The sequence below is a fragment of the Streptomyces ziwulingensis genome, from assembly GCF_039542605.1.
Classification (GTDB): Bacteria; Actinomycetota; Actinomycetes; order Streptomycetales; family Streptomycetaceae; genus Streptomyces; species Streptomyces ziwulingensis.
Map to the genome: position 1 here is coordinate 312,658 of NZ_BAABIG010000022.1, position 14,354 is coordinate 327,011.

Here is a 14,354-nt window from a genome sequence, read left to right on the forward strand (position 1 = left end):
CCACCGGAAGCGCCGTCGGAGGCGCCACCGGAGGAAGCACCACTGGAAACACGTAACTGGACAACAAGGCCGACCGCCGTCGCCAGGAGGAGTACTCGAACGTGGACGCCGAGCTGACCAACCGGAGCCGGGACGCGATCAACGCCGCCAGCAACCGGGCCGTGACCGAGGGGAACGCCGACCTCACCCCCGCCCACCTGCTCCTGGCTCTGCTCCAGGGGCAAGGCCGCAGGCAGGACAACGAGAACATCACCGACCTGCTCGCGGCCGTCGACGCCGACCAGGCGGCCGTACGCACCGGGGCCGAGCGGGTGGTCGCCGGGCTGCCCAGCGTGACCGGGTCGACCGTGGCGCCGCCGCAGCCCAGCCGTGAGATGCTCGCCGTCGTCGCCGACGCGCAGACGCGCGCCAAGGACCTCGGCGACGAGTACCTCTCCACTGAACACCTCCTGCTCGGCATCGCCGCCAAGGGCGGGGCGGCCGGTGAGGTGCTCAAGCAGCAGGGAGCCGATGTCAAGAGGCTCCAGGACGCCTTCCAGAAGGCGAGGGGAGGGCGCCGGGTGACCACCGCGGACCCGGAGGGTCAGTACAAGGCGCTGGAGAAGTTCGGCACCGACTTCACCGCCGCCGCCCGTGAGGGCCGGCTCGACCCGGTCATCGGGCGGGACCAGGAGATCCGGCGGGTCGTGCAGGTGCTCTCCCGCCGCACCAAGAACAACCCCGTCCTCATCGGCGAGCCCGGCGTCGGCAAGACCGCCGTCGTGGAGGGGCTGGCCCAGCGGATCGTCAAGGGCGACGTGCCCGAGTCGCTGAAGAACAAGCGGCTGGTCTCGCTCGACCTGGGCGCCATGGTGGCCGGCGCCAAGTACCGCGGTGAGTTCGAGGAGCGGCTGAAGACCGTCCTGGCCGAGATCAAGGACTCCGACGGCCAGATCATCACCTTCATCGACGAGCTGCACACGGTCGTCGGCGCGGGCGCCGGCGGCGACTCCGCGATGGACGCCGGCAACATGCTCAAGCCGATGCTGGCCCGCGGCGAGCTGCGCATGGTCGGCGCGACCACGCTGGACGAGTACCGCGAGCGGATCGAGAAGGACCCGGCGCTGGAGCGCCGCTTCCAGCAGGTGCTGGTCGCCGAGCCGAGCGTCGAGGACTCCATCGCGATCCTGCGCGGACTCAAGGGCCGCTACGAGGCCCACCACAAGGTGCAGATCGCCGACAGCGCGCTGGTGGCCGCCGCGACCCTCTCCGACCGGTACATCACCTCCCGCTTCCTGCCCGACAAGGCGATCGACCTGGTGGACGAGGCCGCCTCGCGGCTGCGCATGGAGATCGACTCCTCGCCCGTCGAGATCGACGAGCTCCAGCGCGCCGTGGACCGGCTGAAGATGGAGGAGCTGGCGATCGGCAAGGAGACCGACGCCGCCTCCCTCCAGCGCCTGGAGAAGCTCCGCCGCGACCTCGCCGACAAGGAGGAGGAGCTGCGCGGCCTCAACGCCCGCTGGGAGAAGGAGAAGCAGTCCCTCAACCGCGTCGGTGCGCTGAAGGAGAAGCTGGACGAGCTGCGCGGGCAGGCCGAACGCGCCCAGCGTGACGGCGACTTCGACACCGCCTCCAAGCTGCTCTACGGCGAGATCCCCACCCTGGAACGGGACCTGGAGGCCGCCTCCGAGGCCGAGGAGGAGGTCGCCAGGGACACCATGGTCAAGGACGAGGTCGGCGCCGACGACATCGCCGACGTCGTGGCCGCCTGGACCGGCATCCCGGCCGGCCGTCTGCTGGAGGGCGAGACGCAGAAGCTGCTGCGGATGGAGGACGAACTCGGCCGGCGGCTGATCGGCCAGACCGAGGCCGTACGGGCCGTCTCGGACGCCGTGCGCCGCAGCCGGGCCGGGATCGCCGACCCCGACCGCCCCACCGGTTCCTTCCTCTTCCTCGGCCCCACCGGCGTCGGCAAGACCGAGCTGGCCAAGGCCCTCGCGGACTTCCTCTTCGACGACGAGCGGGCGATGGTCCGCATCGACATGAGCGAGTACAGCGAGAAGCACTCGGTGGCCCGCCTGGTCGGCGCCCCTCCCGGCTACGTCGGCTACGAGGAGGGCGGCCAGCTCACCGAGGCGGTGCGCCGGCGTCCGTACAGCGTCGTCCTGCTCGACGAGGTGGAGAAGGCCCACCCCGAGGTCTTCGACATCCTGCTCCAGGTACTGGACGACGGGCGGCTCACCGACGGGCAGGGCCGCACGGTCGACTTCCGCAACACGATCCTGGTGCTCACCTCCAACCTGGGCAGCCAGTTCCTGGTCGACCCGCTGACCACCGCCGCGGAGAAGAAGGAACAGGTCCTGGAGGTGGTCCGGACCTCCTTCAAGCCGGAGTTCCTCAACCGCCTGGACGACCTGGTGGTCTTCTCCGCCCTCACCAAGGACGAGCTGAGCCGGATCGCGCGGCTCCAGATCGGCTCCCTGTCCCGCCGGCTGGCCGAGCGGCGCCTCACCCTTGAGGTCACCGACGAGGCCCTGGAGTGGCTCGCCGACGAGGGCAACGACCCGGCGTACGGCGCGCGCCCGCTGCGGCGCCTCGTCCAGACCGCGATCGGCGACCGGCTGGCCCGGGAGATCCTCTCCGGCGAGGTCAAGGACGGCGACACGGTCCGGGTGGACCGCTTCGGCGACGACCTGATCGTGGGACCGGCGGCGTCCGGGGCGACGGAGAAGTCGCTCTGACGGCCGGCGGTTCTCCGGCCCGTCGCGCGGGCCCGCGGGCTCGATCCCAGCGGTGTCGGGCACAGCCCCGATCCGGCCACCGGAGTGTGGCGTCTCGTGCGGCGGACAGAGGATCGCTGACCGGATCGGGTCAGCCCACGGCTGACGCGCCCGGCAGGGCTTGCCACCCCCCTCCCCGCATGGGGGAGGATGGCGGAATCCGTACGAAGGGAAAATCACGGTGACCATCGACCCGTCCTCGATTCCGAACTTCGGGGGCCAGCCCGAGCCGCAGCCGCAAGGACCGGCGGGCCCCGTCGTCCCGGATCAGGACCTGGTGAAGCAGCTCCTCGAACAGATGGAGCTGAAGTACGTCGTCGACGACGAGGGTGACCTCGCGGCGCCGTGGGAGCAGTTCCGTACGTACTTCATGTTCCGCGGCGAGGACGACCAGAAGGTCTTCTCGGTGCGGACCTTCTACGACCGCCCCCACCAGATCGAGGAGAAGCCGCAGCTCCTGGAGTCGATCGACGACTGGAACCGGCGCACCCTGTGGCCCAAGGTGTACTCCCACACCCATGACGACGGCACGGTCCGCCTGATCGGCGAGGCCCAGATGCTGATCGGCATGGGCGTGAGCCTGGAGCACTTCGTCTCCTCCACGGTGAGCTGGGTCCGCGCCGCCATCGAGTTCGACAAGTGGCTCGTGGAACAGCTCGGCCTGGAGCAGGAGGTCGACGAGGCGGAGAAGCCGGGCGACGAGGAGGAGTAACCCCCTCCCGCCCGCGAGAGCCCGGCCGGCCGCGCACCCCCCCCAGGTGGCGACGCGCCCGACCGGGCTCCCGCGCGTCCACAGGCTGTGGACGCCGGACCTGGCGCCCGGACGGCGAGCGTGCCGTCAGAGCTGCCGGCGCAGGGTGGACAGCCTTTCGATCGCCTGCTGGATCACCTCGTGCCGCTTGCAGAACGCGAACCGGACGAACGGGGCCCCCGCCTCCCGGTGGTCGTAGAAGACCGCGTTGGGCACGGCGACGACGCCCGCGCGTTCCGGCAGGGCGCGGCAGAAGGCGAAGCCGTCGTCGTAGCCGAGGGGGCGGATGTCGGTGGTGACGAAGTACGTGCCGGCGGGGCGGAAGACGCCGAAGCCCGCCTCCTCCAGGCCCGCCGTGAGCAGGTCCCGCCTGGCCCGCATGTCGTCGCGGAAGCCGGTGAAGTAGGAGTCGGGCAGGGCGAGCGCCTCGGCGACGGCGTACTGCAGCGGGCCCGCCGACACGTACGTCAGGTACTGCTTCGCCGAGCGGACCGCCGTGACCAGGGCGGGGGCGGCGGTGATCCAGCCGACCTTCCAGCCGGTGAACGAGAACGTCTTGCCCGCCGAGCTGATCGTGACCGTGCGCTCGCGCATGCCCGGGAAGGACGCCAGCGGCACATGCGTGGCGTCGTCGTAGACCAGGTGTTCGTAGACCTCGTCGGTGACCACCAGCAGGTCCCGCTCGACGGCCAGTTCGGCGACGGCCGCCAGCTCGGCGCGGGTCAGTACGGTGCCGGTCGGGTTGTGCGGGGTGTTGATCAGCAGCAGCCGGGTGCGGTCGGTGACCGCGGCGCGCAGCTCGTCCAGGTCGAGGCGGAAGACACCCTCGTGCGGGCGCAGGGTGACCGGCACGCGCGTGCCGCCCGCCATGGCGATGCAGGCGGCGTAGGAGTCGTAGTAGGGCTCCAGGGCGACGACCTCGTCGCCGGGCTCGACCAGGGCCAGCAGGGAGGCGGCGATGGCCTCCGTCGCCCCGGCGGTGACCAGGACCTCCGTGTCGGGGTCGTAGGACAGGCCGTGGTGCCGCTGTTGGTGGGCGGTGACGGCGGCGCGCAGCTCGGGGACGCCGGGGCCCGGCGGGTACTGGTTGCCGCGGCCCTCGCGCAGGGCCCGCACGGCGGCCTCCCTGACCTCTTCGGGGCCGTCGGTGTCCGGGAAGCCCTGGCCCAGGTTGATCGCGCCGGTCTTCACGGCCAGGGCGGACATCTCCGCGAAGATCGTCGTCCCGAACCCGGCGAGCCGGCGGTTGAGCAGAGGGCGTGCGCTGGAGGTCATGCCGGTCATCCTGCGCCGAAGCTCTGGAGTTGCTCAACTCCGCTTTGGGCCGTCGCGGGCATGGGCATCTCCCGGTCACGCGACGAGAACGACCAGCGCGACGAGAACGACCAACGCGACGAGAACGACCAGCGCGACGAGAACGACCAGCGGAACGAGAACGACCAGCGCAACGAGCGAGGCACCCTACGGGGGGTTGCTTCGGGGGAGCCCCCGGGAGAGATCTCCGGGGTCGGCATCGGAAGGAGGGTGACGTCATGATCATCGGCATCATCCTGGTATTCATCGTGATCACGGCCATCACCTGGAAGTCCGTCACCCGCCGGGACGCGAACGCCCGCCGGACGCGGAGCCGCGCCGGACGGTCGTCGCGCGGTGGGAGCGGCGGCGGGCACAGCGGCGACAGCGGCGGCCCGAGCTGGTGGGCGGCCGGCGGGGAGGCCGGCGGGTCCTCGTCCTCGGACGGGTATGCGGACGGGAACTCGGGTGGCGGTTCTGGTGGTCACTCGGGTGGCCATTCGGGCGGTCACTCGGGAGGGCACTCGTGCGGGGGCGGTTCGTCCTCGTGCGGAGGCGGCTCCTCCTCCTGCGGGGGCGGAGGAGGCGGATGCGGCGGGGGAGGTAGCTGACACGGGGCAGCCAGCTCCCCGAACGGGGGGCCGCATCCCCGGCCCGGGGCCCGCGCGCGACGCGGACCCCGGGCCGGAACACGAGCGTCCGCCGGGCAGCACGCCCGGCGGACGCTCACGTGCACCGGCGTGCGAGGCACGCGGCAGGCGCACGCCAGACTGAACAGTTGCGCTGAGGAGCCCTCTGAGGGATGGAAACCCTCTGAAGTTGGGTAAAACCGCTGTGGCGGCGCCCCTGTTCGTGGTTCCCTCTCAGACAGCAACGCAGCCCCTGGGACGTTCCCGCGGCCCCTCCTGACCGGCCGACTGGGCTGACCGGGCCGCATCCTTCGGTGATCGGGATGTCCAGGGCCCACCCCTCCCTTCCTTGTGTGTTTGCGGAGCCGATCCATGCTCACCACCCTGAACACCGTCTACACCGACACGCGCGCCGCGGACCTCGCCTGGGCTCTGGGCCGCGAACCACTACCCGCACTGGCCTGGCTCGATCTCGAACTGGACCGTTCCAAGATTCAGTTGAGACTTCTCGGTGCCTCGCACCAGGTACTCCTGGAGGAGGAGCGGGGCACCTGCTCGGAGACCGTCGCCTGCATGCCGGGCAGCCGGACCCCGCTCCCGCTGGGCGTCGCCAAGCGCGTGGGTGACTGGGAGTACGAGTTCGCGGCCCATGTCGAGGTGCTGTCACCGGGCTCGTTCGCGGGCCGCGCCCAGGAGTTGCTCGCCCTGGTCTCCGAGCATCCGCACGGACTGGTCGGGGTCTTCCCGGGCAGCCCGTACGCCTTCACCGCGCTGCTCGCCCAGCGCCACGCGGGGCAGGTGCACTGGCGGACCTGGCACGCCTACCCCCAGGAGGGCCAGCTCGTGGCCACCCGGACCCGGGTCGGCGCGCACGCCGGTGCACCCCGGTTCACCGCCTCCTCCGGTGTGTGACCCGAGTTAAACCTCCGGCGCCGTTCCCACCGGCGATTCCACTCGTGTGGGTGACGATGCGCAGCGGAGAAGTAACGTAACGTCACAGAGTGATCGAACCGCGCGCGCCCGCCCCACCGGGCTCCCCGCCGCCCTGGGACGGCCCCCGCGGGCCCGACCCCGCCCCCGCCCCCGCGCGGCTGCCCGTCCGGCCCGGTACCGGACGCTTCCTGGTCCTCGCCGGTGTCTTCGTCTGCGCCGCCTGCGGACTCGTCTACGAACTCGAACTCGTCGCCCTGGCCTCCTATTTGATGGGCGACTCGGTCACCCAGGCGTCCGTCGTGCTCTCCGTGATGGTGTTCGCGATGGGCATCGGCTCGCTCGCCGCCAAGCGGCTGCGCCGGCTCGGGGCGGCCGGCTTCGGCGCCATCGAGACCGCCCTCGCCCTGGTCGGCGGGTGCAGTGCCATGGTGTTGTACGCCGTCTTCGCCTGGACCGGCGACTGGGGCGGCCTGTGGGTCCAGGGGCCGCGCTTCCTGCTGGTCGCCTTCTCGCTCGCCATCGGCCTGCTGATCGGCGCCGAGGTGCCGCTGCTGATGGAGCTGATCCAGCGGATCCGGCGGCAGGACGCGGGCGGTGCCGTCGCCGACCTGTTCGCCGCGGACTACACCGGGTCGCTCGTCGGAGGGCTGGCCTTTCCCTTCCTGCTGCTGCCGTTCTTCGGGCAGTTGGAGGGCGCGCTGCTCACCGGGACCGTCAACGCGGTCGTCGGCGCCGCCCTGGTGCTCGGCCTGTTCCGGCGCGACCTGAGCCGCCGGGCCCGCTGGCTGCTGCTGGTCGCCAACGTCGTCGTGGTCGGGCTGCTCGCCTCCGCCGCCGTCCTCGTCGACGACTTCGAACGGGCCGCCCGGCACGCCGTGTACGGCCCCGACGTCCGGGTGGCCGAGCAGACCGCCGTACAGGAGGTGGTCCTCGTCGGCGGCACCGGCGGCCGGCCCCTCGACCTGTACCTGGACGGCCGGCTGCGGGTCGCCGGGAGCGACGAGCGCCGCTACCACGAGACCCTCGTCCACCCCGCCATGGCGGGAACCCACGCCCGCGTGCTCATTCTCGGCGGCGGTGACGGACTCGCCGCCCGGGAGGTGCTGCGCCACCCGGGCGTGCGCCGCGTCGACCTCGTCGAACTGGACCCGCGCCTGGTCACCCTGGGGCGCCGGGACCCCGGCCTGTCCGCGCTCAACGAGCACGCCTACGCCGATCCCCGGCTGCGCGTGCGCACCGACGACGCTTTCGGACGGCTGCGCCTGGCGCCCGTCGCCGAGTACGACGTGGTCATCTCCGACCTGCCCGATCCTCGCCTGACGGCCAGTACGAAGCTGTACTCGCAGGAGTTCTACGGTCTCGCCCGGCGGGTGCTCGCGCCCGGCGGACGGCTGGTGGTGCACGCCGGGCCGACCTCCGCGCGCCCCTCCCGGTTCTGGACGGTGGAGTCGACGCTGCGCGCGGCCGGCCTGCGCACCGCCGCGTACCGCGTGCGCGGCCCCGGCACCGCGCCCGGCACCCACGCCGACACCGGCACCGGCACCGGCACCGACGCGGGCACGGCCGCGGGGCACGCGCCCGCCGACTGGGGCTTCGTCCTCGCCGCCCGTACGCCGCCGGTCCCGCGCCTGGACCCGGCCGGGCCGCGGCCGGGCACGCTCACCCCCGACACGCTCGACCGCGCCGTCCGGGACGCGGCCGCCACCCGGGTACGGGATCTGCCGCCCTCGACCCTCGTGCACCCCCGCTACTGAGGCGTTCACCCGCCTGGCACCAGGGGGGAAGCGTTACTTCGCTCGGACAGGGGGTGCTCCGGCCGTCCGCTGGGTAGGCTCCGCAGACATGGAGCATGAGGTGTTCGTTCCGGTTCCGGCCGAGCGGCTCAGGGAGGCGCTGGCGGACCCCGCCCGGGTCGCCGGCGCGGTGCCCGGGCTCCAGCAGGACGCCGGCGCCGAGCCGATCGCGGGCCGGCTGAAGGTCCGCGTCGGCAGCCACTCGGTCACCTACCGCGGCGCGGTGCGGCTGTCCGCCGGGGGCGACGGCGGCTACGTCCTGGAGGGCGACGCCACGGAGACGCGGGGCACCGGCACGGTGGCGCTGGCGCTGGCCCTGCGGGTCCGGGAGAGCGACGGCGGCTGCACACTGGCGTTCACCGGCACGGCCACGGCGGACGGACGTCTCACCGAACTCCCCGCGGACGCCGTCGCCGCCTCCGCGACCCGCCTGCTCACCCGCTTCGCGGAACGCCTCGCCGAAACGGCAGGTCAGGGATCGGCCACGGAGGCGGAGGCCGCGGACACGGCGGCGGGTACGGAAACGGGGGCCGCGGACACGGCGGCGGGTACGGAAACGGAGGAGGCTGCGGGTACGGGCACGGGTACGGATGCCGAGCCGCCGGCCCTCCCCGATCCCCCCTCCTCCGTCTTCGACGCCGACGTCCCCCCGTCCGCCCTCGGCAGGGAGCCGGAGGACGACGGGGCGGTGGTGCCGCCGGCCGAGGCGGCTCATGCCCGGCGGACGATGATCGGGCGCAGCGCCGAGGAGGTCGACCACGCCCCGCCGCGTGGACGGTACGCACCCGTCCCGGTCCCGGAGGACTCCGCCTCCGTCACCTCCCTGCGCTGGGCCGCGCCCGCCGCCGCGGTGGTCCTCGCGTCGGCGATCGTCGTGGGCCGCGCGCTGCGCCGACGCCGTTGACCCGGACGGGCCATATCGGCGGCCCTCACCCCAGTAGGGTCGGGGCGTGAGTACCAAGAAGATCACTCTGACCGCGGGCGACGCGGAGGCGACCGTACTGCCGGACAATGGCGGCCGGCTCGGCTCGCTGCGCCTCGGCGGCGTCGAACTGCTCCGCCAGGGCGACCGCTACGGCTGCTTCCCGATGGTCCCCTGGTGCGGCCGCATCCGCGACGGCCGCTTCCACGACGGGGCCACCGTCCACCAGATGCCGCTGAACTCCCCGCCGCACGCCATCCACGGCTTCGCCCGCGACGGCGCCTGGGCCACCGCCCGCACCGCGCCCGACGAGGCCGTCCTCACGTACGACCTCACCGATCCCTGGCCCTACCCGGGCCGGGTCACCCAGGTGTTCGCCCTCGCGCCGGACGCGCTGACGCTCACCCTGGCCGTGGAGACGTACGACTCGTCCTTCCCGGCGCAGCTCGGCTGGCACCCCTGGTTCCAGCGGGAGCTGGACGGCACCGGCGTGCAGATCGCCTTCGACGCCGCCTGGCAGGAGGAGCGCGGCGCGGACCACCTGCCCACCGGCAACCGCACCGCCCCCCGCCCCGGCCCCTGGGACGACTGCTTCGGCATGCCCGACGGTGTCGACGTCACCCTCACCTGGCCCGGCACGCTGGAGCTGAACGTGACCAGCCCCGAGCCGTGGGCCGTGGTCTACGACGAGCAGGAGGCCGCCGTGTGCGTGGAGCCGCAGACCGGGCCGCCCAACGGGCTCAACACCGCCCCGCGCCTGGTCACGCCCCTGGAGCCGTTGGAGGCCACCACGACGTGGCGCTGGCGCCGCCTCTAAGCTGGCCGGCATGAGTGATGTACGTGGCGTGTTGCTGCAGCAGATCAAGGACAAGGCCGTGGTGCACGGCAAGGTGACCCTCTCCTCGGGTCTGGAGGCCGACTACTACGTCGACCTGCGCCGCGTCACCCTCGACGGTGAGGCCGCGCCGCTGGTCGGGCAGGTGCTCCTGGACCTGACCGAGGACCTCGACTTCGACGCGGTCGGCGGCCTGACCATGGGCGCCGACCCGGTCGCCGCGAGCATGCTGCACGCCGCCGCCGCGCGCGGCAGGCGGCTGGACGCCTTCGTCGTACGGAAGGCGGCGAAGGCGCACGGCCTGCAGCGCCGCGTCGAGGGCCCGGACATCGCGGGCCGCCGCGTCCTGGTCGTCGAGGACACCTCCACCACCGGTGGTTCCCCGCTCACCGCGGTGGAGGCCGTCCGCGAGGCCGGTGCCGAGGTCGTCGCCGTCGCCACCATCGTCGACCGGGCGACCGGCGCCGCCGAGAAGATCCAGGACGCCGCGGGCGTCCCGTACCGCTTCGCCTTCGGCAAGGACGAACTGGGCCTGGACTGACCCCCCGCCCGGCCCCCCTGCCCGGCCCTCCGCCCGGCCCTCCGCCCCTGATCCGTTCCGAGCCCACTCGGCGCATTTCACCCGGCCCCCGGGTCTGGAAAGATGGGGCCGACGATGACGTCGCCCGCAAGGTCTAGGTCAGGGCCGTAAGCACGCACCACGCCCACCCGCACAACAAGGAGCGGACATGCCCATCGCAACTCCCGAGGTCTACAACGAGATGCTGGACCGGGCGAAGGCAGGAAAGTTCGCCTACCCGGCCATCAACGTGACCTCTTCCCAGACGCTGCACGCGGCCCTGCGTGGTTTCGCGGAGGCGGAGAGCGACGGCATCGTCCAGATCTCCACCGGCGGCGCCGAGTTCCTGGGCGGCCAGCACAGCAAGGACATGGTGACCGGCGCCGTCGCCCTCGCCGAGTTCGCGCACATCGTCGCCGCGAAGTACGACGTGACGATCGCCCTGCACACCGACCACTGCCCGAAGGACAAGCTCGACGGGTACGTGCGTCCGCTGATCGCGGTCTCCGAGGAGCGCGTCAAGGCCGGCCGCAACCCGCTCTTCCAGTCCCACATGTGGGACGGCTCGGCGGAGACGCTGGCCGACAACCTCGCCATCGCCACCGAGCTGCTGGAGCGCGCCCGCGCCGCCAAGATCATCCTTGAGGTCGAGATCACCCCGACCGGCGGCGAGGAGGACGGCGTCACCCACGAGATCAACGACTCGCTGTACACGACCGTCGACGACGCGGTCCGTACGGTCGAGGCCCTGGGCCTGGGCGAGAAGGGCCGCTACCTGCTCGCCGCCTCGTTCGGCAACGTGCACGGCGTGTACAAGCCGGGCAACGTCGTGCTCCGTCCCGAGCTGCTCAAGGAGCTGAACGAGGGCATCGCCGCGAAGTACGGGCAGCCGGCCGGCGCCAAGCCGTTCGACTTCGTCTTCCACGGCGGTTCCGGTTCCTCCGCGGCGGAGATCGCCACCGCGCTGGAGAACGGCGTGATCAAGATGAACCTGGACACCGACACCCAGTACGCGTTCACGCGTCCGGTGGCCGGCCACATGTTCGCCCACTACGACGGCGTCCTGAAGGTCGACGGCGAGGTCGGCAACAAGAAGACCTACGACCCGCGCACCTGGGGCAAGCTGGCCGAGGCCGGCATGGCCGCGCGCGTCGTCGAGGCCTGCGGCAACCTCCGCTCGGCGGGCACCCGGATCAAGTGAACGACGGGTCCGGCACCCTCGCGGTGCCGGGCCCCCGGCATGCAGCAGACTGGGTGCATGGCCATTCACGAGAACCTGCTCGGAGGACCTCCTCCGACCCTCCTTCCCGACGACCCCGGGCCGCGTGAGCTGCTCGCGGGCGGTGCCTCCCCCACCGATGTCGCGGCCCGGTACCCGACGTCCTCGCTCGCGTGGGCCCAGCTCGCCGACGACGCCTTCGACCGGGGCGGTGTGGTCGAGTCGTACGCCTACGCCCGTACCGGCTACCACCGCGGCCTGGACGCCCTGCGCCGGGGCGGCTGGAAGGGCCACGGCCCGGTGCCCTGGGAGCACGAGCCGAACCGCGGCTTCCTGCGCGCCCTGCACGCCCTCGCCCGCGCCGCCCAGGCGATCGGCGAGAAGGAGGAGTACGAGCGCTGCAGCCAGTTCCTGCGCGACTCCTCGCCGGAGGCGGCCGACGTACTCGGCTGACCCCGCGCGTGACCCCTTGGGGCCCGTCCGCACGGGCGGGCCTTGCGGTCACCTGGGATGATTGCGGAGGATGCCGTCGGGGACCGGGGCCCCGTGCCGGTAACGGCAGGGCGGACCGCTACCCGTAGTGCCCTCAGGAGACAGCGATGTCCCACGACGCCCCGAACCCGAACCCGGACCCGAACTCGAACCCGGACCCGCGTCCCGTGGTGGATGCCGACCCGAATCTCGACTTCGAGGGCAGCACGCCGTACGAGGACTATGTCAAGGCGGACGTGCTCACCCACCTTCAGCACCTCCTCTCCGACGACCCCGGGGAGATGGTGTTCCTGGTGACGACGCAGGTCATGGAGTTGTGGTTCACCGTCATCGTCCACGAGTGGGAGACCGCGGCCCGCGCGCTGCGCGAGGACCGGACCGAGGTGGCCAAGGACGCGCTGAAGCGGTCGGTGCGGGAGCTGGAGGCGCTCAACGCCTCCTGGAAGCCGCTCGGCGGGCTCACGCCGGCCCAGTTCAACTCCTACCGGGACTCCCTCGGCGAGGGCTCCGGCTTCCAGTCCGCGATGTACCGGCGCCTGGAGTTCCTGCTCGGCGACAAGTCCGCGTCCATGCTGGTCCCGCACCGCGGGTCGCCGCGCGCCCACGCCGAGCTGGAGAAGGCGCTGCACGAGCCGAGCCTGTACGACGAGGCGGTACGGCTGCTGGCGCGGCGCGGGTACGACATCCCGGACGCCGTGCTCGGCCGTGACCTCTCCCGGGCGTACGAGGCGGCGCCCGAGGTGGAGGCGGCCTGGACGGCCGTCTACTCGGGCGACCAGAACGGCGAGCTGGCGCGGCTCGGCGAGGCGCTGAGCGACGTCGCCGAGCTGGTGTGGCGCTGGCGCAACGACCACCTGGTCGCCACCCGCCGCGCGATGGGCGCCAAGACCGGCACCGGCGGCTCCGCCGGGGTGGCCTGGCTGGAGAAGCGGGCCCGGAAGAACGTGTTCCCCGAGCTGTGGACGGCGCGGTCGTATGTCTGAGCTGACGAGCAGCGCGGCGGAGTGGGACGCGAGTGACGAACTGGCCGCGGTGCGCGGCCGGTTCGTCCTCGACGACGGGGTGTATCTGGACGGGAACTCGCTGGGCGCGCTGCCCGCGCACGTCCCCGGCCGGGTCGAGGACGTCGTACGGCGGCAGTGGGGCGAGCTGCGCATCCGGTCCTGGGACGAGAGCGACTGGTGGACGGCGCCGGAGCGGATCGGCGACCGGATCGCGCCGCTGGTCGGGGCCGCGCCGGGGCAGGTCGTGGTCGGCGACTCCACCAGCGTCAACGTCTTCAAGGCCGTCGTGGCGGCGGTGCGGATGGCGGGGGAGGACCGGGACGAGATCCTCGTCGACGCGACCACCTTCCCCACCGACGGGTACATCGCCGCCTCGGCGGCCCGGATGACCGGCCGGACGCTGCGGCCGGTGGCGCCCGCAGACGTCCCGGCGGCGCTCGGCCCGCGCACCGCCGCCGTGCTGCTCAACCACGTCGACTACCGCACCGGCCGGCTCCACGACCTGCCCGCGCTCACGGCCGCCGTGCACGCGGCGGGGGCGTACACGGTGTGGGACCTCTGCCACAGCGCGGGCGCGCTGCCCGTCGGGCTCGACGCGCACGGCGTGGACCTCGCGGTCGGCTGCACCTACAAGTACCTGAACGGCGGCCCCGGTTCACCCGCCTACCTGTACGTCCGCCACGGCCTCCAGGACCGTTTCGACTCGCCGCTGCCCGGCTGGAACTCGCACGTCGAGCCGTTCGGTATGCGGTCCGCGTACGCACCGGCCCCGGGCGCCCCGCGCGGCCGGGTCGGCACGCCGGACATCCTGTCCCTGCTCGCCCTGGAAGCCGCCCTCGACGTGTGGGACGGCGTGACGGTCGAGGCGGTGCGGGCCAAGTCGCTGGCGCTGACCGACTTCTTCCTGCGGTGCGTCGGGGAGTACGTGCCCGCGGGCCGGGTGGAGTCGGTGACGCCGGTCGCGCACGCCGAGCGGGGCAGCCAGGTCGCCCTGCGCTGCGCGGACGCCGGCGCCGTGATGGAGCGGCTGATCGGGCGCGGGGTCGTCGGCGACTTCCGCCCCCCGGACCTCCTGCGCTTCGGTTTCACCCCGCTGTACGTCTCCTTCGCGGACGTGGAGCGGGCGGCACGGGTGCTGGCGGAGGTGCTCTGAGAGGGGCCG

The 14,354-nt window shown here is 72.7% G+C and carries 13 protein-coding genes; 12 read left to right on the forward strand and 1 reads right to left on the reverse strand.

Features of this window, described 5'->3' with window-relative positions; genetic code table 11:
* The first annotated feature begins 101 nt into the window (after positions 1-101).
* Both clpB and ABEB00_RS12425 read left to right on the forward strand, forming a co-directional pair.
* Positions 102-2,723: an ATP-dependent chaperone ClpB gene (gene clpB, locus ABEB00_RS12420; RefSeq protein WP_345619468.1), complete on the forward strand. Its 2,622-nt coding sequence runs from the start codon at positions 102-104 to the stop codon at positions 2,721-2,723.
* 220 nt (positions 2,724-2,943) lie between these two features.
* Positions 2,944-3,474 carry a YbjN domain-containing protein gene (locus tag ABEB00_RS12425; RefSeq protein WP_345619469.1) on the forward strand — a complete coding sequence of 177 codons (531 nt, stop codon included), beginning with the start codon at positions 2,944-2,946 and terminating at the stop codon, positions 3,472-3,474.
* 126 nt (positions 3,475-3,600) lie between these two features.
* Here the strand turns inward: ABEB00_RS12425 and ABEB00_RS12430 are convergent, their stop codons facing one another.
* On the reverse strand, positions 3,601-4,797 hold the full coding sequence (locus ABEB00_RS12430; RefSeq protein ID WP_345619470.1) for a pyridoxal phosphate-dependent aminotransferase: 1,197 nt from the start codon (positions 4,795-4,797) through the stop codon (positions 3,601-3,603).
* A gap of 51 nt (positions 4,798-4,848) precedes the next feature.
* On the opposite strand from ABEB00_RS12430, the gene ABEB00_RS12435 reads away from it, so the two are divergent.
* From ABEB00_RS12435 to kynU, 10 genes are all read left to right on the forward strand, one after another.
* Positions 4,849-5,049, forward strand: a complete 201-nt coding sequence (locus ABEB00_RS12435; RefSeq protein ID WP_345619471.1) for a hypothetical protein — start codon at positions 4,849-4,851, stop codon at positions 5,047-5,049.
* A gap of 758 nt (positions 5,050-5,807) precedes the next feature.
* Positions 5,808-6,347: a DUF2617 family protein gene (locus ABEB00_RS12440; RefSeq protein ID WP_345619472.1), complete on the forward strand. Its 540-nt coding sequence runs from the start codon at positions 5,808-5,810 to the stop codon at positions 6,345-6,347.
* 89 nt (positions 6,348-6,436) lie between these two features.
* Positions 6,437-8,122 (forward strand): polyamine aminopropyltransferase, encoded by a 1,686-nt coding sequence (locus ABEB00_RS12445; RefSeq protein ID WP_345619473.1) that lies wholly within the window; start codon positions 6,437-6,439, stop codon positions 8,120-8,122.
* An 88-nt stretch (positions 8,123-8,210) separates the two neighbouring features.
* Positions 8,211-9,065: an SRPBCC domain-containing protein gene (locus ABEB00_RS12450; protein ID WP_345619474.1), complete on the forward strand. Its 855-nt coding sequence runs from the start codon at positions 8,211-8,213 to the stop codon at positions 9,063-9,065.
* Between the two features lie 46 nt (positions 9,066-9,111).
* Entirely contained in the window at positions 9,112-9,900 is a 789-nt protein-coding gene (locus ABEB00_RS12455; RefSeq protein ID WP_345619475.1) for an aldose epimerase family protein, read from the forward strand.
* Positions 9,901-9,910: 10 nt separating this feature from the next.
* Complete coding sequence (gene pyrE, locus ABEB00_RS12460; protein ID WP_345619476.1) at positions 9,911-10,459, forward strand: orotate phosphoribosyltransferase; 549 nt, start codon at positions 9,911-9,913, stop codon at positions 10,457-10,459.
* Positions 10,460-10,646: 187 nt separating this feature from the next.
* Entirely contained in the window at positions 10,647-11,678 is a 1,032-nt protein-coding gene (gene fbaA / locus ABEB00_RS12465) for a class II fructose-bisphosphate aldolase (RefSeq protein WP_345619477.1), read from the forward strand.
* A gap of 57 nt (positions 11,679-11,735) precedes the next feature.
* Positions 11,736-12,149, forward strand: coding sequence for a DUF3151 domain-containing protein (locus ABEB00_RS12470; RefSeq protein ID WP_345619478.1), 414 nt, complete (start codon positions 11,736-11,738; stop codon positions 12,147-12,149).
* A 146-nt stretch (positions 12,150-12,295) separates the two neighbouring features.
* Positions 12,296-13,171 (forward strand): tryptophan 2,3-dioxygenase family protein, encoded by an 876-nt coding sequence (locus ABEB00_RS12475; RefSeq protein ID WP_345619480.1) that lies wholly within the window; start codon positions 12,296-12,298, stop codon positions 13,169-13,171.
* Positions 13,164-14,345, forward strand: coding sequence for a kynureninase (gene kynU / locus ABEB00_RS12480; RefSeq protein ID WP_345619482.1), 1,182 nt, complete (start codon positions 13,164-13,166; stop codon positions 14,343-14,345). Before ABEB00_RS12475 ends, kynU begins: the two co-directional genes overlap by 8 nt.
* Positions 14,346-14,354 lie beyond the last annotated feature (9 nt).

What these genes read in the sequence shown, in the direction of transcription:
- ABEB00_RS12430 (WP_345619470.1), bottom strand. Translation starts at nt 4,797, where the DNA reads ATGACCGGCATGACCTCCAGCGCACGCCCTCTGCTCAACCGCCGGCTC.
- ABEB00_RS12435 (WP_345619471.1), top strand. Translation starts at nt 4,849, where the DNA reads ATGGGCATCTCCCGGTCACGCGACGAGAACGACCAGCGCGACGAGAAC.
- ABEB00_RS12440 (WP_345619472.1), top strand. Translation starts at nt 5,808, where the DNA reads ATGCTCACCACCCTGAACACCGTCTACACCGACACGCGCGCCGCGGAC.
- ABEB00_RS12450 (WP_345619474.1), top strand. Translation starts at nt 8,211, where the DNA reads ATGGAGCATGAGGTGTTCGTTCCGGTTCCGGCCGAGCGGCTCAGGGAG.
- pyrE (WP_345619476.1), top strand. Translation starts at nt 9,911, where the DNA reads ATGAGTGATGTACGTGGCGTGTTGCTGCAGCAGATCAAGGACAAGGCC.
- fbaA (WP_345619477.1), top strand. Translation starts at nt 10,647, where the DNA reads ATGCCCATCGCAACTCCCGAGGTCTACAACGAGATGCTGGACCGGGCG.
- ABEB00_RS12470 (WP_345619478.1), top strand. Translation starts at nt 11,736, where the DNA reads ATGGCCATTCACGAGAACCTGCTCGGAGGACCTCCTCCGACCCTCCTT.
- ABEB00_RS12475 (WP_345619480.1), top strand. Translation starts at nt 12,296, where the DNA reads ATGTCCCACGACGCCCCGAACCCGAACCCGGACCCGAACTCGAACCCG.
- kynU (WP_345619482.1), top strand. Translation starts at nt 13,164, where the DNA reads ATGTCTGAGCTGACGAGCAGCGCGGCGGAGTGGGACGCGAGTGACGAA.